Source organism: Phyllobacterium sp. 1468 (genome assembly GCF_031455525.1).
Lineage (GTDB): Bacteria > Pseudomonadota > Alphaproteobacteria > Rhizobiales > Rhizobiaceae > Phyllobacterium.
In genome coordinates this window covers 73,404-92,650 of sequence record NZ_JAVDSX010000002.1, presented here as the reverse complement: position 1 = coordinate 92,650, position 19,247 = coordinate 73,404, and the positions used below count along the sequence as shown (strand labels likewise).

The following is a 19,247-nucleotide window of genomic DNA, read 5'->3' as shown; positions in this document are numbered from 1 at the left end:
AGCGCTTTTCAAAAGAAGCCTTTTTTCTGCCACCAGCCTTTTTTGGCCGGCTCGCTTTCGGATTTCTTCTCTTTGCCTGTCGATGTGACGACAGGTGTGCTGACCTCAACCACTTTGGGCGCGGGTGCCGGTGCAGGCTCCACTGCGGGCTCCTTTGCCTCCACCGGTTCAACTGCGGCGGTTGGCTCCGGAGCTTCTGCTACAACGGGCGCATCAGCCTTTTTCGCCGATTTACGCGGAGCGCGTTTCGGCTTTACAGGGGCTTCGGGTTCCGCTTCGGCCAGAACTTCAGCAACGGCGATCTCGGCTGCTTCGATTGCCGCCTTGGAGCGTGATCTGCGTTTTACCGGCTTCTTTGCTAGGATTTCCTCGATTGCCACGGGCTCTTGGGCAGCAAGCACCTCAGCCGTCACTGGTTCCGAAGCAGCTTCAGCTGCATCCGCGATCGCTTCGATCGTCTTCGGCTTGAAGAAGTCGGGCAATGGGATCGACACGAATACGGGCTCGGCATCCGGCACCGTCTTGGCCGTTACGCGATTTTCGGCATCGTCACCATCGTCGAAGCGCTTGTTCTTGCGCCCGCCGCGACGACCCCGGCGGCGCTTCTTGCGCCGTTCGTTTTCTTCCTCGCGTGCTTTGGTTGCAGCCGCATCTTCGCCTTCAACCGCTGGCTGGTCGGCGTCATCGTCATCGCTGATGGCCTGCTGGCCATGCTCGGCACCGGCCGATTCCTGGCGATCGCGACCGCCGCGCCGCCGCCGCTTGCGCTTGCGTTTGCGCGACGCGTCGTCATTGTCAGCGCTCCGTGCGGTATCGCCGGTTTGCACTTCGGCGCCATCATCATCCGCATCTTCGATGACCGGATCGCTTTCGTCGAAATCATCGGCGATGCCGAGAGTTGGTGTCTCGGTCAACGGAACGATCGGGCCAAGGGCTATCGAGCCCTTGTCGATGGCGAAGTGCTGGGCGCCAACGCTATCATCGGCTTCAATGCTGATGGTCAGGCCAAAACGCGCTTCGAGATCGGCGAGATTCTGGCGCTTGTGGTTAAGAACATAGAGTGCGGTCGCGACGGTCGTGCGAACGATGATGTTGTTCTGCGAATGACGTAGCAGATACTCCTCGATCGAGCGCATGACGTGCAACGCGACGGAGGAGGCGGAGCGTACATGTCCCGTGCCACCGCAAACGGCGCAAACCTGGGTCGTTGATTCGAGAACGCTGGCACGGATGCGCTGACGCGACATTTCAAGCAGGCCGAAATGGGAGATGCGGCCGACCTGGATGCGGGCACGATCATCTTTCAGACAATCCTTCATCCGCTTTTCAACCGCCCGGTTGTTGCGGTTTTCTTCCATATCGATGAAGTCGATGACAATCAGGCCGGCTAGATCGCGCAGACGCAGCTGACGCGCGATTTCATCCGCTGCTTCAAGATTTGTCTGCAACGCGGTGTCTTCAATGGAGTGTTCGCGTGTCGAGCGTCCAGAGTTGACGTCTATCGCGACCAACGCCTCGGTCTGGTTGATGATGATATAGCCGCCCGACTTCAACGTCACTTGCGGCTGCAGCATGCGATCGAGTTGTGCCTCGATGCCGTTGCGCGCAAAGATCGGCGTCAGTTCGCGGTAGGGTTGAACGACTTTCGCGTGGCTCGGCATGAGCATGCGCATAAAGTCCTTGGCCTCGCGATAGCCTTCTTCACCGGCAACGGCGATCTCGGTGATGTCCTTGTTGTAAAGATCGCGGATCGAACGCTTGATCAGGCTGCCTTCCTCATAAACGAGAGTGGGTGCAGACGATGCAAGTGTGAGGCTGCGGACATTCTCCCACAGCCGCATCAGATATTCGTAGTCGCGCTTGACTTCCGGCTTGGTGCGCATGGCACCAGCGGTGCGCAGGATCACGCCCATGCCTTTCGGCACTTCAAGATCCTTGACGATGTCCTTCAGGCGCTTGCGATCCTGGATGCTGGTGATCTTGCGCGAAATACCGCCGCCACGTGCGGTGTTCGGCATCAAGACAGAGTACCGGCCCGCGAGCGAGAGATAGGTCGTGAGAGCTGCACCCTTGTTGCCGCGTTCTTCCTTGACGACCTGAACGAGCAGGATCTGACGGCGCTTGATGACGTCCTGAATATTGTACTGACGGCGCTGGAACCGCTGATGCGTCGGAACTTCTTCCATCGCATCTTCGGCGCCGACCGATTCGACTTCATCGAGTTCGTCGTGGACCTCATCTTTGTCCTCGTTCGAGCGACTCCGCGATCTCCTCGAATTGCCTTCGCCGGCATCATCAGATACCGGCCTTTCACTGTCGCTTGCTGCAGCTTCGTCCGCAGCGCCGGTATTGACGGCTTCCGAGATCACATCCGCTTCAATGGCAGCGGCCATCGTCTGGCTATCACCTTCAGGTGTGGAGTCGTCGTCGCTTGATTCGGGCGAAGCGGCCTGTGCAGAGGTTTCGCCCTCGTCATCGGAAGTGGCGCCGTCTTCGTCGGAGGCGTCGAGCTTGGGTGCGTCGTCTTCCTGCCGTGGACCACGGCGCCCGCGACGGCGATTGCGCGTCCCGCGATCATTGCGATCACGACTGCGCTGTTCGCTGGCATTTTCCTCGTGATCTTCATCCTGGCTCGCGGCTTCCGCCTCGGCATCGATGAGGGCCTGCCGATCGGCGACCGGGATCTGATAGTAATCAGGGTGAATTTCGCTGAAAGCGAGAAAGCCATGACGATTACCGCCATACTCGACGAATGCAGCCTGAAGGGAAGGTTCTACACGCGTTACCCGCGCCAGATAGATATTGCCTTTGATTTGCTTCTTATGTTCAGATTCAAAGTCAAATTCTTCAATTCGATTGCCGCGAACCACGACAACCCGTGTTTCCTCCTGGTGGGAGGCGTCTATTAGCATTTTGTCCGACATTATACTTCTTCTCCCCGGCCGAAACGCTGCCAACGCGAGACAGCCAGGAAACCTTCAAGGTTTCTGGCGCCGCGTCTTCACGTTTGCCGGATATATTAAAGTTCGCAGAAACAGACAGACACGGCGACACGCGGAGTTGCCCTCGGGCAGCCGCGGCTTGCAAGCCGGTTATATTCACGTCTGTATTAAACATTCCTGTTCCTGACGAAACGACCTCTACGAATGGCACGCTTCTCAGCTGTGCCGACACTGTTAATACCCCCGAGAGGGCTGGCTCGATGCGCCTTGGCTGCGCGATCTGCCGTTCACAAAAAGCGTTGCCGACAATCCCTGTCGGCTCGCGCTAAATTCTTTTTTGGTTACCCCCAGCGAATTCGCCGATGCCGCTCCAAGCCCTGTCTTCGTTGTCAGCCGGTCATTTACCGTGACATCAAAGAGCCCGATTCTGGACGGCAGAAAAGTAACCCACCTTTGCTTTTAGGAGGTGCGCCGCGTTATGACAAGGCCTTCTTCATAATCGTGTCATCCGCGCATCATGCACCGGGACCGCATAAGATAATATTAACCATGCTTCCATACCTACTGCTTATACATAGTGTGTCATTGGCAGGGTTCCAATGTGTGCCATGTCTGATACAACGATGGAGAGGGGAAGCCTGTCCATCGGCGGGCCAAGCGAGATGAGCGTGATCTGTCGGATATTCATGGCTGCCGTATTTGGCCTTCTTGTCTTTGTGCAGGCAGGCGAGCCTTCTCATGCAGCAGGTGAGCTGGCCGCATTGACCTATCAAGCCGCCGGAGACGAGCTGCGTACGCGCGTCGTCATCAACTTCGACCGCGAACCTGATGTGTCGACAATGCTGCTAGATCAGCCGCACCGGCTGGCAATCGACATTCCAAAAGCGGTTTTTGCCTTTGACAAGAAATCTGTGGAGCCGCGCGGGCTGATAACAGATGTGCGCTACGGATTGATCGACGATCAGCGTTCGCGCCTCATCTTTACACTCAAGGGGCCGTTTGTGGTCGAGCAGCTCAACGTCATCAAGAATGACACTAGTCCTGGTTACCGGCTGGTGGCGGATTTCGTCGCTTCGTCGGACCGTGCATTTGCGGAAGCCTTGAAGACACAAAATGCGACCACTGCTTCGACGAATGCCGCGCCTAAGGGCGACCGGCTCGCATCCGCTGCGCCAGATGAGGCAAGCAAGGGGCCGAAACCGTTTACTATCGTCATCGATCCTGGTCACGGCGGTATCGACAGTGGCGCGGAAAGTGCGGGCGGCATCATGGAAAAGAACGTTACATTGATGTTTGCCCAGCAATTACGCGATGAGCTTGCCAAGCTTCCGGGTCTGCGGGTCGAGATGACCCGTAGTGACGACACTTTTTTGCGCCTGACCGAACGGGTTCGTATCGCCCGCCAATACGAGGCAAACCTCTTCATTTCGATTCATGCGGATACGATCAATCGCGGCAATATACGGGGCGCTACCGTCTATACTGTTTCGGACAAGGCGTCGGACGCGGAATCGCGTGCCATGGCCGATCGCGAAAACCGTGCCGATGCGGTGGCTGGCATCGCCTACGACAGCGAGACACCGGAAATCGCCGATATTCTCATGGACCTGACGCGGCGTGAAACCCACACATTCTCGCTCAGCTTTGCTAAAACTGTGGTGAAATCACTCAAGAAAGACGTGAACATGATCAACAACCCGCATCGTTTCGCGGGGTTTCAGGTGCTGCGCGCCCCGGATGTGCCGTCTGTGTTGGTCGAGATTGGCTATCTTTCCAACGCCGAGGACGAGAAGCTCATGCTTGATCCAGTGTGGCGAAGCCATGTTGCGGAGAGGCTTGCCTCCGCTGTCGGCGAGTTCGCCACCATGAAGACGGCCGGAGCGCTGAACTAGGTCAGGTCTCTTCAATGCTGCCGAATGACGACGATCTCGAGAATTTCGCAGCGCATGGCGCCGCGCCCTTGCCGGTCACGAACGATCAAGGTTACGTGGACCATGATGGCGCGCGGATCTGGTTTGCCACTTACGGCGCCGGTTCGCCCGTAATCCTGCTGCATGGCGGCCTCGGCCATAGCGGCAATTGGGGTTATCAAATTCCAATGGTGGTTGGCTCCGGCCGTCGCGCGATCCTCATTGACAGCCGGGGTCATGGGCGCAGCACGCGCGATTTGCGGCCGTTTACCTATGAGTTGATGGCGTCCGATGTGCTGGCCGTAATGGATGCACTGCACGTCGAAAAGGCGGCCGTTGTAGGCTGGAGCGACGGCGCGTGCATAGCCCTTGTCCTCGCCATGCAAGCTCCTGCACGAATTGCTGGCGTATTCTTCTTTGGTTGCAACATGGATCCCAGCGGCACAAAGGAAATCACACCCAGCCCGGTCATCGATCGATGTTTCAGCCGTCACGCCAAGGATTACGCCGAGCTTTCGGCCACGCCGGATCAATTCATGGCGTTTGTTGATGCGGTTGGCCTGATGATGAAAACCGAGCCCAACTATACTGCGAGCGATTTGGCTGACATCCATCTACCTGTCGCGATCGTACAAAGCGAGCATGATGAGTTTATCAAGCTCGAACACGCCCAATATCTCGCTGGGAGTATTCCGCGGGCGGAGTTGTTCCTCTTGCCTGGCGTGAGCCATTTCGCACCGCTGCAAAGACCTGAGCAATTCAATAGTATAATGCGGGCCTTCCTCGACAAGGTTCTGGCGTGAAGAACGAGAATGCTCGCATTATGACTCAACCAGACCGCGGCAGTAATTTACGCAAGTTTTTTACATACGGGAACATAAGTATTGCGCTGCAGCATGACGATTTGAAACGAATAGCTATTTTATGCACTGGTGAAGGAACCTTTTACCAATCCATTGGTTTCATTCAAATGCAAGTCAAAATCCGATACAAATAGTGATTTGTTAAATCGGTTTAGTTCTCGTACATAGTGTGCAGTGCAACGGAATATAAATCCGATTGCGGTAAGGATTGCTCGCGTAAAGAGCGGCTTTAATAGAGGGTGTTCTAAGAATGATAACAATAACCAAAGACACATCATTAGCAAATGAAACAAATGTATTGAAGATGGCACAAGTGGCCACTGCCAAGACGATCGTCAAGGCGACCAAGAAGCTAAGCGAGCCTTGCGACAAGCGGACGATTTCCCAGATTTTGCGGGAATCCAATGGTGGTTTCAGCTTCCGTCGCTGAAACCATAGTTCAATTCAGAACATACCAGACTGTCAGAGCGGAATATTATCGTGCTTTTTCCAAGGATTTTGGAGATCCTTGTTGCGTAACATGCGAAGTGCCCTCGAAATCCGCTTGCGGGTTGAATGGGGCATAATGACCTCATCGACATAACCCCGCTCTGCAGCGACAAATGGCGAAAGAAAACGATCCTCGTAGCGCTTTGTATGCGCTGCGATCTTTTCCGCGTCGCCAATATCCTTTCGATAGATAATTTCGACCGCGCCCTTGGCGCCCATCACCGCGATTTGGGCCGAGGGCCAGGCATAATTGATATCGCCGCGCAAATGCTTTGACGCCATCACGTCATAGGCGCCGCCATAGGCTTTGCGGGTAATCAGGGTGATCTTCGGCACGGTGGCCTCGGCATAGGCAAAGAGCAACTTGGCGCCGTGCTTGATCAAGCCGCCATATTCCTGTGCCGTCCCCGGAAGAAAGCCTGGAACGTCGACAAAGGTCACGATCGGAATGTTGAAACAATCGCAGAAGCGTACGAAGCGCGCTGCCTTGCGGGAGGCGTCACTGTCGAGAACACCCGCAAGAACCATGGGTTGGTTGCCGACGATGCCGACAGTGCTGCCTTCGATCCGGCCAAATCCGATGACGATGTTTCGTGCGAAATTCTCCTGGATCTCGAAGAAATCGGCCTCATCGACGATTTTACGGATCAGCTCCTTGATGTCGTAGGGCTTGTTGGCATTGTCCGGCACCAGGCGATCCAATGAGTAATCCATTTCGTCAATCGACTGATAGCACTCGACCGTGGGAATTTCGGCCGTATTGGAAGCAGGCAGGAAATCAATCAGGCGGCGCATCTGCAGGAGCGCGGCAACGTCATTGTCGTAGGCGCCATCGGCAATCGAGGACTTGGTCGTGTGGATAGATGCGCCTCCGAGCTGCTCCGCCGTCACCGTTTCATTGGTAACGGTCTTCACCACGTCGGGGCCGGTGACGAACATATAGGACGTGTCGCGCACCATGAAGATGAAGTCGGTCATGGCAGGCGAGTACACGTCGCCGCCAGCGCAAGGCCCCATGATGACGGAGATTTGCGGGATGACGCCGGAGGCGAGCACGTTGCGCTGGAAAATCTCCGCATAACCGCCGAGAGCCGCCACGCCTTCCTGAATACGGGCGCCGCCGGCGTCATAGAGACCTATGACCGGGGCACGATTGCGCAGCGCCATGTCCTGGATTTTTTGAACCTTCTCCGCATGGGCCTCGGAAAGTGATCCGCCGAAAACCGTGAAATCCTTGGCGAAGACGAAGACCGTGCGGCCATTGATGGTGCCCCATCCGGTGACGACGCCGTCGCCCGCAAATTTCGTATCTTCCATGCCGAAATCGGTCGAGCGGTGTTCGACGAACATGTCGAACTCCTCGAATGAGCCTTCGTCGAGAAAAATATCGATGCGTTCGCGTGCTGTGAGCTTGCCGCGCTTGTGCTGTGCTTCAATCCGCACCTTGCCACCGCCCTCGCGCGCAATGTTCCTGCGGCGCTCCAGCTCGATCAGCACATCCTTCATGGCGTCCTCCTCTTTTGTCGTTTGATAACAGGAGAGCGCAGCGCGGGGAAGGAGTTTGTCTGGCGTACCCGAACGCCGCAAGCGGTGCACGGGTACGCGTTTAAGTTGTATTCGTGAGCTAAGATTTTACCAGGTGCCGGTGTTCGGCATCGACAGCCAAGGCTCCTGTTGCGGTAGCGCGGGACCCTTCTGGATAAGCTCGATCGAGATTCCATCCGGCGAGCGGATGAAGGCCATGTTGCCATCGCGCGGCGGCCGGTTGATCACGACGCCCTTGTCCGCCAGGTTTTGGCACGTCTCATAGATATTGTCGACGACGTAGGCAAGGTGGCCGAAATTGCGCCCGCCGGTGTATTCCTCCGGGTCCCAATTATAGGTCAACTCGAGCTCAGGAGCCCGTTCCGCGGCCGATCTTGCCTTGTCTTCCGACGCTGCGAGAAAGATCAGGGTAAAGCGCCCTTTCTCATTTTCGGTGCGGCGAACCTCCTCCAAGCCAAATTTATTGCAGTAGAAATCCAGGGACTCATCGATGTCCCGGACACGGACCATTGTGTGAAGATAGCGCATCTTTTGCCTTTGATTTCTTTCATGGGGTTGAAAGTCGGCGGCAACCGGCAATGTTGCACGGATTGAACGCCGTCCAGTTTTCGTAACACTTCCTGTTTAGCTCCACAAACTTGTGATGTAGCCGAGAGCAACATCGTTGAGGATAAACACGCGTTTCGCGTGTGGTTTTCAACAAAACATGCAGATGATACTTGCTCTTCGGCGTTGGACAGGTGTTATTCTTCAAGCAGAGAATCAGTACCTCGCTGGAGAGGAGGGGCTTCGCTTCATGTCTGACCGAACAGTATCAGCCCGGCCGTCCCCCGCCGACGAAGGCGTAAGCGACGGTTTGGACCTTATCGAAGTTTCGGGCGCAATAAAATGGTTTGACGTGGCCAAGGGATACGGGTTCATCGTTCCCGACAATTCTGATCTGCCTGACATCCTTCTCCATGTTACCTGCCTGCGCCGGGACGGCTTCCAGACGGCTCTGGAAGGGGCCCGTGTCGTTTGCGAAGTCAAGCAGGGCGAGCGCGGCATGCAGTGCTTCCGCGTCAAGTCCATGGACAACGCGACCGCTGTTCATCCGACCGAAATGCCACCCGTCCGCACGCACGTGACGGTAACACCCTCTAGCGGACTTGAGCGTGTCCTGGTCAAGTGGTTCAACCGTACGAAGGGCTTTGGCTTCCTGACCCGCGGCGAGGGGACCGAGGATATTTTCATTCACATGGAAACGCTTCGGCATTTCGGTTTGACCGAACTGCGTCCAGGCCAGGTCGTCTTGATCCGCTTCGGCCACGGCGAGAAGGGCCTGATGGCTTCGGAAATTCATCCTGACATCGGTACCCAGCTGCCGTCTTCCCACTAGGGTTGACATTCGGGCCACGACGGTCTCCACGGCGCATTTCTTTGCTTCCGGTGCTCACGGACTTCAAGTACGCTCCGCTCCGGTTCTCGAAATCGCCGTTTCGCCTGGTCATGATCGGCGAATCTCAACGCACCCTGGAGCAATTGATGTATCGCCTGAAATCAGTTTTCGCCGTGGTTGTTTGTCTGCTTTTTTCAGGGATTCCTGCTCTGGCGCTCGATCAGACGCCGATGCATCTGCCCATCGATCACACGGCGCTGACGATCAATAGTGCCAAGGGCGACATTCCGTTCCAGGCAGAAATCGCCGATACCGACGAAGAGCGCGAGCGCGGTTTGATGTTCCGTACTGATCTGAAAGACAACAGCGCCATGCTGTTTGTTTTCGACGATACCCGTCTTGTAACCATGTGGATGGAGAACACGCCCTCCGCGCTAGACATGCTCTTTCTGGACGATAATGGCCGTATTTCCGCCATTCGCGAAAATGCCGTGCCATTCTCCCGCTCGATCATTTCGTCGGGCGGCCCCGTGCGTTTCGTTGTCGAGGTCAAAGCCGGCACCGCGAAACGTCTTGGCTTGACAATTGGCGACAAGGTGCGGCATCCCGCTATCGAGGCGATTGCGCACTAACGGATCCAACAATGCAGTTTTTCGACAATGACGGACTGAAGCTTGCTTATCTGGATGAGGGCGAGGGCGAGCCGGTCCTGCTCATTCATGGCTTTGCCTCGTCCTCGTTCTACAATTGGGTTCAACCCGGCTGGATACAAACCCTGACGTCTGCCGGTTATCGCGCTATCGCAATTGACAATCGCGGTCACGGCCAATCGGACAAGCCGCACGACAAGGCCGTCTATACGCCGACGCTTATGGCGGGGGACGCTGCCGCATTGCTGGATCATCTTGGCATTCCGACGGCGCATGTCATGGGGTATTCCATGGGCGCACGCATCAGTGCATTCCTGGCGCTCGAACATCCCGCTCGCGTGCATGATCTTGTTTTTGGCGGTCTCGGCCTCGGCATGGTCGAAGGTGCCGGAGACTGGTCGCCTATCGCTGAAGCGCTTATGTCCGCCGACCCGGAGGGCATTACGCATCCGCGCGGAAAAATGTTCCGGATGTTTGCCGACAAGACCAAGAGCGACAAAATCGCGTTGGCTGCCTGCGTTATCACCTCCAAGGAAGAAATCAGCGCGGAAAACATGGCCCGGATTACCCAGCCAACGCTCGTCGCTGTCGGCACCAAAGACGATATTGGCGGAAATCCGCAGGATCTTGCGGCGCTCCTGCCCCATGGTGAGGCGATCGATATTCCTGGCCGGGACCATATGCTCGCGGTCGGTGACAAGGTGTTCAAACAGGCCGTTCTGGACTTCCTGAAACGCCATCGCATTTGACGAAGCGGGAGCTTCCGGACGCTCGTTCCTTGCGAGACAAGGCCGCATAAGCTATGGCAATCTTGGAATGGCGTGGCCTGACATCAGCCAAATCAATCGCAGGTTCAAAATTTCTTGCGCTATTGGTCTGGAAATCAACGTGTCAAGCAACCAATTTTGTCTTATGGTCGTTGTTTGAGAAATATTGTTGGCCAAATGCCTGGAGTAGGAAATGTCCGCAAGCAGTCCGATAAAGATGACCGGATCGGTCAAGCAGATGGACCCGATCTGGCTCGCAATCCGCGCCGAAGCCGACGAGGCTATCCGTAACGAACCGCTTTTGGCGACGTTCCTCTATACGACAATTCTCAACCATCAATCGCTTGAAGAAGCGGTCATCCATCGCATTTCCCAGCGGCTAGACCACCCTGATGTGGAATCGGAATTGCTGCGGCAGACCTTTACGGCGATGGTCGAGGCAACTCCGTCCTGGTCGCAGACCCTGCGGGTCGATATCCAGGCCGTCTACGATCGTGACCCGGCCTGCGACCGTTTCATCGAACCCGTGCTTTATTTCAAGGGTTTCCAGGCAATCCAGACGCATCGGCTTGCCCATTGGCTATGGAAGGAAGGGCGGAAGGATTTTGCGCTCTACCTGCAAAGCCGTTCGTCTTCGGTTTTCCAGACCGATATCCACCCGCAGGTTCCCATGGGCCAGGGAGTGTTCTTCGATCACGCGACGGGCATCGTCGTCGGAATGACCGCGGTTATCGAAGACAACGTCTCGATCCTTCAGGGCGTCACGCTTGGCGGTACGGGCAAGGAAACCGGCGACCGGCATCCAAAAATCCGTCGTGGCGTGCTTATCGGCGCTGGAGCCAATATTCTCGGTAATATTGAAATTGGCCACTGCTCGAAAGTAGCTTCGGGCTCGGTCGTGCTAAAACCTGTTCCGCATAATGTCACGGTTGCCGGCGTTCCCGCACGTATCGTAGGTGAGACTGGCTGTGCCGAGCCCTCCCGCGCCATGGACCAGCTGGTCACAAATTTCGATTGAATCGCGGCTTCACAGGTCTCCGCGCTCCACGGCAGTCGCAATCAACCCTTTACAGGGGCGACTCCCGCATGCCAAAAGCGCCTGAATTCATATGACAGGAGACCTCCGTGAAACCCGAAGAACTGAAGAAACTCGACAGCTATTTCAAGCGGACATTCAGAAATACGGAGCTCACGGTAAAGGCTCGTCCCCGCAAGGATGATTCCGCCGAACTCTATCTCGGCGACGAATTTCTTGGTTTGATCTACAAGGATGAAGACGAGGGTGAACTCTCCTACAATTTCTCGATGGCGATCCTCGAGATGGATCTCTAAGTCTCAAGATCGAGTGACGCTCTAGCGTCACTTCTGCCCTTTGATATGGGCTTCGGCAAATGTTCGCATTTGTTGATCCAGCTTTTGCCAGTCTTCAAGCATTTCCCTTGGAAAGCGGTAGGTTAGCTGCAAATCATCACCAAGGAATATATCCCGCTGGCACGATGCAAGGTTGGTTTTCGAGGTTTCCTCGTCAAGACAGCGGGCAACGAACGGCATCTGTCCTGCATATTCCCTCGAAACCGTCAGTTCCTCGTTTACAAAGCCGCTGTCGGCTCGAAACTTCTGTACTGTTAATCCAGCCGGACCCTTCGAGCCGGGACCCTCGGTCAGCGTGCTATAGATCGGACCGTATCGCCCAGACATATCCTGCGTGGTAGCGCGCGGCTCGAAGGTTAGGAATAACAGACGCTTTTCCGGCCCCGCTCCGTTGAAATCCGACAGGAAAGCCGGCTGGTATCCGAGCAAATCCGGCCAATGCAGATAGAGATCAACGCGTTCGGCCTCTCCGTTTCGGCGCTGCTTGTCGAAGCGGATCATGTTTGCCGGAAGCTCAAGCACGTTGTTGCCAATGACGATCTCCCGAGGCGTTGTGTCTTCCGTATGGCCGCCAAGCGAGATCGTGTGGCCGAGATAATGGCCGGCGATGGCCAAAAACAGCGATAGGAGTGCGAGCGCTGCAATGGGATAAAAGACGCGCCGCAGGAATGCCCGGCCAAAAATCGGCTCGATTCTCTGTGCTCGATACTGCATGACTTGCGGACCAACCGTGTTGAGTGCACTCAACTTAACGCGACATGTGCTGATTTATGGTTAATCCAAAGTGAAGGTGGCCTCGCCAAGCCTTCCGCCCTTCGCTAAGCTTGCATGCGAATCCAGGAGAAGCTATGCCGATTTTCATACTTGATGGGCACTCACCGGAATTTGAGCGCCGGGCGTCCAATTGGATAGCGCCGGACGCTACCATTGTCGGCAAGGTGTTCCTGGGTGAAAACGCCAATATCTGGTTCGGCGTTGTGCTGCGCGGCGACAACGAGTTGATTCGCATCGGTCGGGACACCAATGTTCAAGAACATACCGCCATGCACACGGATATGGGCTATCCGCTGACAGTTGGCGAGGGCTGCACGATTGGCCACCGCGCCATGCTGCATGGCTGTACCATTGGCGACAATTCGCTGGTCGGCATTGGCGCCATTGTCTTGAATGGCGCCAAAATTGGCAGGAATTCGTTTGTCGGGGCAGGCGCACTCGTGACCGAGCGCAAGGAGTTTCCGGACAATTCATTGATTGTCGGTTCACCGGCGCGAGTCATTCGGACGCTGGACGATGCAGCGATCGAGGGTCTCAGGCTTTCGGCTGCTCATTATGTCGAAAATGGCAGACGCTTCATGCGGGGCCTGGAGATAGACTGACAGCAAAAAGCCGGCCCGATGCGGGCCGGTTTTGGGTATCGACGTCCCTATTTGATACTGCCGACCAAGAGCTGGCGGTCGTCGTTGATCGAGACCCACGCGCCGGTGTTATTTGAGGCCTGACGCTTCAAGTAGTCGTAGTTGGTCTCGTTCCACGGCTTTATGCGCAATTCAAGGTTGTCGAGAATGTAGTCGCCGCGATCGGTGCGAACGGTGAGAACCGCATGACCTTCCCCATTCATCTGGCGAACGACAGTAATAAGGAGATCACTGATCGGCACGCCGCTCTCGTTCAGCAGCTTTCGCTTGAGAAGAACGTAGTCTTCGCAATCGCCGACGGTCGTCGGATATGACCAGACTTCCGCCTTGCCCCAGATGTCCATATCCGTCGCGGGCTGGATCTGTGCATTCACCTGGCTGTTGATCTGGACCATGAGGTTCCAGATCGCGGGCGTTAAGTGAGCAGGGCTGTTATCGCTGCTCTTTATACTGCATTCGTTTCTGTAGGATTGGCAAAATTCGTAATGTCCGATTGGCTGAGACGTACGCCCGCCTGTCTTCATGAATGCCATGCTCGAATCGGCTTGTGCGGTCATGCACATCAAAAAGAACGCCGCTCCAAGCAAGATTGTATTTTTTATCATTTCCCGTCGTCTCCCCGGTTGAGGCGACAATGGCAGAGAGAGTTTGACCGAGCGGAAATGTCGACGAGTAAATATGAATCAAGTTAGTAGCAAAAAATAAACTAATTAGACTATAACTTGGTATTAATATATATTACTATTTTATTTAAATAAGAGATATAATGCAATTCTGTAAGTAGAACACAATTAAGTATTCATTGATGCGACTATTCATTGCTTTATGATCGTTTAATGCCTGATTGCGGATAGGCGGTGCCTTGCCGAAATTCTGCGGCAATTTCGTCAAAAAAATATCCGGGACGTGAAAAAAATCACGACGGAATGCAGCCGATTGCGGCGGGTTGGGAGAAATTTATTGAGGAAGCAGAGGGTTTTACCCCTCGAAGGCGATATCGATCGCTTCGCGGCTTTGCACCGTCGCGAATTCGATTGCGATGCCTTCTTCGAAATGACGCACGACACGCCCGCGCATGGAACCGAGAATAACTTGGCTGTTCAGGGCTGGGCGCATGCGCAATTCAACGGCAGCTCCCGATATGGAGAGGTCGAGGATACGGCAAGGATATTGCCTGCCATCGGCCATCGACAGCGTCGTAATGGGATTACGCGGCGCAACGCGCTGGTGACGCCGGTCTTCCGGCATGTCCAGTTCGTGCTTATTGGCGAGCCAAGTCAGTTGCGCGGCAATCTTGTTCTTCTTGCGGTCTGATGCGGTCAGCGAAACTTGGAACCCGCCATTGACCATGCGCTCGATAGTACCTTCAACGCGGCCGATATGGTCAATGTAGGCAACAACCCGCTCGCCATTGTTCGCCATCACATCCGTAGTGATGATGACATCGCCGGGCGACATTTCATCGATCTGGCAGACATGCTCGGTGCGATCCTGAAGCATAAAGCGACCATATAGTTGCACTTTCACACTATAGTACTTGCCCGCGGCGGCAGGATTGGTGCTCGAAACGTCACGGTATATTTGCATGAAGGCTGTCCAGATATGGGAATCGACAGTGTCTGATGCTGAAAGATTACGTCACAAGTCTTAACGCGAAGGTAACGATGACGGCCGTTGCTTAGAAATTGCTAACCTAGCCGGTGGTTTTTCCGCCCTCGAAGACGAGCAGATGCCCGACCTTGCGGCTGATGATCGTCCGTGTGGCGGGCAGGGTTGTGGATGCCATAGTCTCCTGACCTGGTAGAATAGTATCACCGGGCAAAGTGCGTGCCGGGTAACGTGGGTCGATAATTGAAATCGATTGGAGGCGGTTTTCGACGATAAGGTCGGATTCGAGCCAGAAGGGCCTGCCGAGGGAGCTGATCATCCCCATGAGATGCCGTTCATTGGCCTCGCTGGCGAGTGGCAAAAGAATCAATTCGAACAGAGCCCGGCGGCCACGGGTACTCTTACCTTCGTAAGTCAACTGAACGACCGACTTGTTCGTCATACTGTTCTTGATGAGGCGTGCGATATTGCTTCGGTCCTTAATCTGCCAGAGTGCGCCAAATAACGCGCCCCTCAATTCCCGGCCATAGACCGAGCATATGCGGGTTCCGGCGAGACGGAACCGCGGCTCGCCCGGTCCGATTGCCTGCAAGATGAAGGTATCGGCGAGATATTTCCTGATCGAAGCGGGGGCTATCTCCCGGCGCTCCGGCGCGGCGCGGGCGCCACGCAGCCTGTTCCAATAGGCAAAAAGCTCGCTTGTTCCATCATGCCGCATAGGGTTCATCTGCTTTCGGCGCTCAACGCGATTCTTCTTGTCATTCGGACTCTGTCACTGACAAACTGCCGGCGCCACCAAAGATGGCGTAGTCTCCACCGCGGCACCCGATTAAGGTTAACAAGTGGTTTCGATTGAGCCGTGAGCCGCGCTGTGACAAGGTGCTTGCACTAGGTCGTGAACTCATAAATCTGATGGAAATGGTATGAGGCCATCTTTTCGCATACGAGGAGCAAGGGCGATGGAAATGTTTATCCATTTTCAAGTCCCTTGCGACGCTGTTGCCGGGAAGATGGCCCATATCCTCCGGACGCCGAAACGGCTGCAAGCTGCAGTGTCGAACCGCTCGGCCGGGGGAAAGACCCCGCCCGTCACGCTTCTCCTCGCATCTTCTTGCCGTTTCAGGCGCCATTTCTACCAGATTTATGAGTTTACGACCTAGAGTTTGCATGATGAACTATCCTGAAATTCGAGGCCGCCCAGACCCACTGTGCGGTCTTTTTTCTGTTCATGGGGCTTTGCACCCGAGACCCGAACCAGATAGCGTTCGTCATGAGCAACAAAGGCCATGAACAAGAATGAACGATCCAGCGGATATCCGGAACCGGTCCACAAGGGGCGAGCCGATCTTCAATATTCCGGGTGTCATATTGGCCATCATGGGTCTATGCGGCATCGTCTTCGTTCTGGAAACCTATGTCCTGAGCGATGAGCAGAACAATGAATTTCTTTTGAATTTTGCTTTCATTCCAGCCCGTTTTTCTGAGTATGGCGGGTTCACGTCACCAGCCGCCTGGCTGACAACCGTGACCTACTCACTGATGCATGGGAGCATCGCCCATATAGCGCTCAACATGATCTGGCTGGCTGCCTTCGGGTCACCATTGGCGGCGCGGATTGGTCCGTTGCGGACGACGCTGTTCTGGATCACGACGTCGATCGCTGCCGTGATGACGCATTTTGCTGTCTATCCAGACAGTATAGCACCTTTGGTGGGGGCCTCCGGCGCAATCTCCGGCATGATGGGCGCGGCGGCGCGCTTCGGTTTCCGCCGCTCGCCCTTGCGCAATTCGGCGGCCTTTGTCGGCGATATCCTGCCCATCGGGGTTGCGCTTCGCATGCGAACCGTCCTGACCTTCCTCGGTGTGTGGTTTGTCACCAATATTCTCACCGGGATGCTCTCCGTCGGCGTCGATAGTTCTGCGACAATTGCCTGGGAAGCCCATATTGGCGGCTTCCTTATCGGCTTCCTGGGCATTTCCCTGTTCGACAGGCGTGACAATGGTCGAATGGATCCGGAATTGATGGTATAATTGCAAAATAGTTGCAATAGGCAGCGCATACGCGCACCATCAACTAGATCATCGGATGTATCCGGGGGATGAAACGGTGATCGAGAAGCCAATGTGCAAGGAGGATGTACATGACTGTCAAACTGATTCTTGAACGAAAAGGCTATGACGTATTCAGCACGCCGCCGGAGACGACGCTCGGCGATGCAATTACGATCCTCGCAAAGCACAAGATCGGTGCAATTGTCGTTTGTGACCGGAACAACGCCATCAAGGGCATTTTGTCCGAGCGCGACGTTGTCAGGCAAATTGCCGCCCAGGGCGCCGATGCCTTATGGAAGCCGATTTCGGAAAGCATGACCATGAAGGTCAAGGTCTGCAGTGAGAATCACACGATCAATCAGGTCATGGAAATCATGACGCAAGGCCGGTTTCGCCATCTGCCCGTGGAAAAGGACGGACATTTGCACGGAATTGTCTCGATCGGTGACGTCGTCAAACTTCGTATCGAGGAAGTGGAGCGCGAATCGGAAGAGATTCGCAGTTATATCGCTACTGCCTGAAGCGGTTCAAAAAACGAGTTTTTGCATGCGTTCCAGTTCGCCGACGCGCGCCATGGTTTCTTCATAACCGAGTTTGATCGCCTCGTCGGCACGATGGAATTCAGCGAGACCAACATGACCGATCTTCGGCATCAACATGATATCGGGCGGATCGCCTGCCATGCGTGCACGTGAAATGCGATCCTGGATTATGTTGAAAGATTCCATCATGACACCGGTGATGCCCAGCCGCTTGGAGTAGGATGGATGCGCGCGTGCGGCTTCGCCATCGACTGAACCAGGATTTGGAGCTTCCGCCGCATGTTTGATGACAGCGGCACGCCCAAATTGGTCATAGTGCAGGTTCACGGCGACAACTAGCGGATGCTCGTAAGACCGGCAGACCGCGACGGGAACCGGGTTTACAAGCGCACCATCGACGAGTGTCCTGCCGTTGCATTCTACAGGTTCGAACACGCCGGGAAGGGCATAGGACGCGCGCATCGCGGTTATCAGGCTGCCGCGTGTCAGCCAGATTTCATGACCGGTATTGATTTCGGTGCAGACGGCAATAAAGCGCTTTGGCAGATCTTCGATAGCGAGTTCTTCCAGGTGTTCGCGCAGGCGGCGATCGAGTTTCATGCCGCCGAAAAGGCCGTTGCCGCGAAAACGCAGATCGAGCAGGCTGAAAAGGCCTCGCTTGGTCAGGCTGCGGGCAAAGTCCTCAAGCTGATCGAGCTTGCCGCCCAGATAGCAACCGCCAACAAGGGCGCCAATCGATGTTCCGGCAATCATGGAAATTTCGATACCGGCCTCATCAAGGGCACGCAGTACGCCGATATGCGCCCAACCGCGGGCAGCGCCGCCACCAAGCGCTAGCGCTATGGGCGTCTTGCGGTTGCGAGGCACTTCCGGCGTGATTACTGGCACGTCCGGAGTGCTATCGATACCGATCGGTTCTGCCGCGCGCAACCGGCGCGATGCCCATTCGAGCATGACATATACTCCTGAAACACTGCTCTTTCATTATTCCTTCGTATTGGTATCCAAAGGATGAATATTGCGGATTTGTGACCCATTAGCCAACCAATGAAATGGGATTACAAAAGACGATGATGGCGGTTGCGAGGCACAGAGGTTTTCCTCACCACTATTGTCCCTATGGCTAGGCCGTGAATACAATATGGGGTCGAAATGGTGTGAGGCCATCTTTTCGGATAGAAGGAGTGGAGGCGATGAAATCCATGTCACGTCCTCGCCTCTTCTTGCCATTCCAGCCGCCATTATCGATCCTGTAGTGAGTTCATGACCAGGGAGAGCCTCTACTTGGTCTCTAACTGCATTACCAATGACGATGTTCCATTCGTCGTGACGATCTGACGATAAAAGCATGAGCGGCGCCCCGTGTGGCAGGTCGGACCATCACCGGCGACAGTTACTTTCAGCCACAATGCATCCTGGTCGCAGTCCGTGCGCATTTCGACTACCGTCTGCAAATTTCCGGATGTTTCGCCCTTTTTCCAGAGGGACTTGCGTGAGCGCGACCAATAATGTGCGATGCCGGTTTCCAGCGTCAATTTCAGCGCATCGGCATTCATGTGCGCGACCATCAGCAGTTGACCGTCACGGGCATCTGTAACGACCGTCGTTACCAATCCGGACGCATCGAAGCGCGGTGCAAACACCGCGCCTTCTTCATTGTCGTGTTTGTCGCTCAGGGAAGCGGAAAACAAATCGTTCGGCATAATACCAATTCT

At 55.3% G+C, this 19,247-nt stretch carries 19 protein-coding genes; 10 read left to right on the top strand and 9 right to left on the bottom strand.

The genetic code is table 11. The features are described from left to right. Positions 1–8 precede the first annotated feature (8 nt). Positions 9–2,924, bottom strand: a complete 2,916-nt coding sequence (locus J2X72_RS05915; RefSeq protein ID WP_310069632.1) for a ribonuclease E/G — start codon at positions 2,922–2,924, stop codon at positions 9–11. A gap of 704 nt (positions 2,925–3,628) precedes the next feature. Between J2X72_RS05915 and J2X72_RS05910 the strand changes: the two genes are divergently transcribed. Beyond that, complete coding sequence (locus J2X72_RS05910) at positions 3,629–4,834, top strand: N-acetylmuramoyl-L-alanine amidase (protein WP_405044669.1); 1,206 nt, start codon at positions 3,629–3,631, stop codon at positions 4,832–4,834. A 14-nt stretch (positions 4,835–4,848) separates the two neighbouring features. Beyond that, positions 4,849–5,655, top strand: coding sequence for an alpha/beta hydrolase (locus tag J2X72_RS05905; RefSeq protein WP_310069628.1), 807 nt, complete (start codon positions 4,849–4,851; stop codon positions 5,653–5,655). Positions 5,656–6,177: 522 nt separating this feature from the next. On the opposite strand, the gene J2X72_RS05900 is transcribed toward J2X72_RS05905, so the two are convergent. Beyond that, a complete protein-coding gene (locus J2X72_RS05900) occupies positions 6,178–7,710 on the bottom strand; it encodes an acyl-CoA carboxylase subunit beta (protein ID WP_210004532.1) in 1,533 nt (510 codons plus the stop codon). A gap of 126 nt (positions 7,711–7,836) precedes the next feature. Next, positions 7,837–8,277, bottom strand: a complete 441-nt coding sequence (locus tag J2X72_RS05895; RefSeq protein ID WP_112531313.1) for a VOC family protein — start codon at positions 8,275–8,277, stop codon at positions 7,837–7,839. Between the two features lie 268 nt (positions 8,278–8,545). On the opposite strand from J2X72_RS05895, the gene J2X72_RS05890 reads away from it, so the two are divergent. The 5 genes from J2X72_RS05890 (at position 8,546) to J2X72_RS05870 (ending at position 11,876) form a co-directional block, all read left to right on the top strand. Beyond that, positions 8,546–9,127 carry a cold-shock protein gene (locus J2X72_RS05890; protein ID WP_210004533.1) on the top strand — a complete coding sequence of 194 codons (582 nt, stop codon included), beginning with the start codon at positions 8,546–8,548 and terminating at the stop codon, positions 9,125–9,127. A 146-nt stretch (positions 9,128–9,273) separates the two neighbouring features. Then, positions 9,274–9,759: a DUF192 domain-containing protein gene (locus J2X72_RS05885; protein ID WP_310069624.1), complete on the top strand. Its 486-nt coding sequence runs from the start codon at positions 9,274–9,276 to the stop codon at positions 9,757–9,759. An 11-nt stretch (positions 9,760–9,770) separates the two neighbouring features. Further along, positions 9,771–10,526 (top strand): alpha/beta hydrolase, encoded by a 756-nt coding sequence (locus J2X72_RS05880; RefSeq protein ID WP_310069621.1) that lies wholly within the window; start codon positions 9,771–9,773, stop codon positions 10,524–10,526. Positions 10,527–10,737: 211 nt separating this feature from the next. Continuing rightward, complete coding sequence (cysE, locus tag J2X72_RS05875; protein ID WP_210004540.1) at positions 10,738–11,562, top strand: serine O-acetyltransferase; 825 nt, start codon at positions 10,738–10,740, stop codon at positions 11,560–11,562. A gap of 107 nt (positions 11,563–11,669) precedes the next feature. After that, positions 11,670–11,876, top strand: coding sequence for a DUF3126 family protein (locus J2X72_RS05870; protein ID WP_099999261.1), 207 nt, complete (start codon positions 11,670–11,672; stop codon positions 11,874–11,876). A 27-nt stretch (positions 11,877–11,903) separates the two neighbouring features. On the opposite strand, the gene J2X72_RS05865 is transcribed toward J2X72_RS05870, so the two are convergent. After that, complete coding sequence (locus tag J2X72_RS05865) at positions 11,904–12,629, bottom strand: hypothetical protein (RefSeq protein ID WP_310069608.1); 726 nt, start codon at positions 12,627–12,629, stop codon at positions 11,904–11,906. Between the two features lie 134 nt (positions 12,630–12,763). Here J2X72_RS05865 and J2X72_RS05860 point away from each other — a divergent pair, with 134 nt between their 5' ends. Beyond that, positions 12,764–13,291 (top strand): gamma carbonic anhydrase family protein, encoded by a 528-nt coding sequence (locus J2X72_RS05860; protein WP_210004543.1) that lies wholly within the window; start codon positions 12,764–12,766, stop codon positions 13,289–13,291. Positions 13,292–13,338: 47 nt separating this feature from the next. On the opposite strand, the gene J2X72_RS05855 is transcribed toward J2X72_RS05860, so the two are convergent. The 3 genes from J2X72_RS05855 to J2X72_RS05845 all read right to left on the bottom strand — a co-directional run bounded on the left by J2X72_RS05855 (position 13,339) and on the right by J2X72_RS05845 (position 15,665). Beyond that, on the bottom strand, positions 13,339–13,935 hold the full coding sequence (locus J2X72_RS05855; protein WP_405044655.1) for a transglutaminase-like cysteine peptidase: 597 nt from the start codon (positions 13,933–13,935) through the stop codon (positions 13,339–13,341). Between the two features lie 373 nt (positions 13,936–14,308). After that, on the bottom strand, positions 14,309–14,917 hold the full coding sequence (locus J2X72_RS05850) for a PilZ domain-containing protein (RefSeq protein WP_310069603.1): 609 nt from the start codon (positions 14,915–14,917) through the stop codon (positions 14,309–14,311). A 106-nt stretch (positions 14,918–15,023) separates the two neighbouring features. Further along, a complete protein-coding gene (locus tag J2X72_RS05845) occupies positions 15,024–15,665 on the bottom strand; it encodes a PAS domain-containing protein (RefSeq protein WP_310069600.1) in 642 nt (213 codons plus the stop codon). A 569-nt stretch (positions 15,666–16,234) separates the two neighbouring features. Here J2X72_RS05845 and J2X72_RS05840 point away from each other — a divergent pair. Together J2X72_RS05840 and J2X72_RS05835 are read left to right on the top strand one after the other, a co-directional pair. Then, a complete protein-coding gene (locus J2X72_RS05840; RefSeq protein WP_310069597.1) occupies positions 16,235–16,969 on the top strand; it encodes a rhomboid family intramembrane serine protease in 735 nt (244 codons plus the stop codon). Between the two features lie 110 nt (positions 16,970–17,079). Beyond that, a complete protein-coding gene (locus J2X72_RS05835; protein ID WP_210004556.1) occupies positions 17,080–17,511 on the top strand; it encodes a CBS domain-containing protein in 432 nt (143 codons plus the stop codon). A 6-nt stretch (positions 17,512–17,517) separates the two neighbouring features. Here the strand turns inward: J2X72_RS05835 and J2X72_RS05830 are convergent, their stop codons facing one another. Together J2X72_RS05830 and hisI are read right to left on the bottom strand one after the other, a co-directional pair. Further along, complete coding sequence (locus J2X72_RS05830) at positions 17,518–18,486, bottom strand: patatin family protein (protein ID WP_210004560.1); 969 nt, start codon at positions 18,484–18,486, stop codon at positions 17,518–17,520. 326 nt (positions 18,487–18,812) lie between these two features. After that, positions 18,813–19,235, bottom strand: coding sequence for a phosphoribosyl-AMP cyclohydrolase (gene hisI / locus J2X72_RS05825; protein ID WP_271896460.1), 423 nt, complete (start codon positions 19,233–19,235; stop codon positions 18,813–18,815). Between the last annotated feature and the right edge of the window lie 12 nt (positions 19,236–19,247).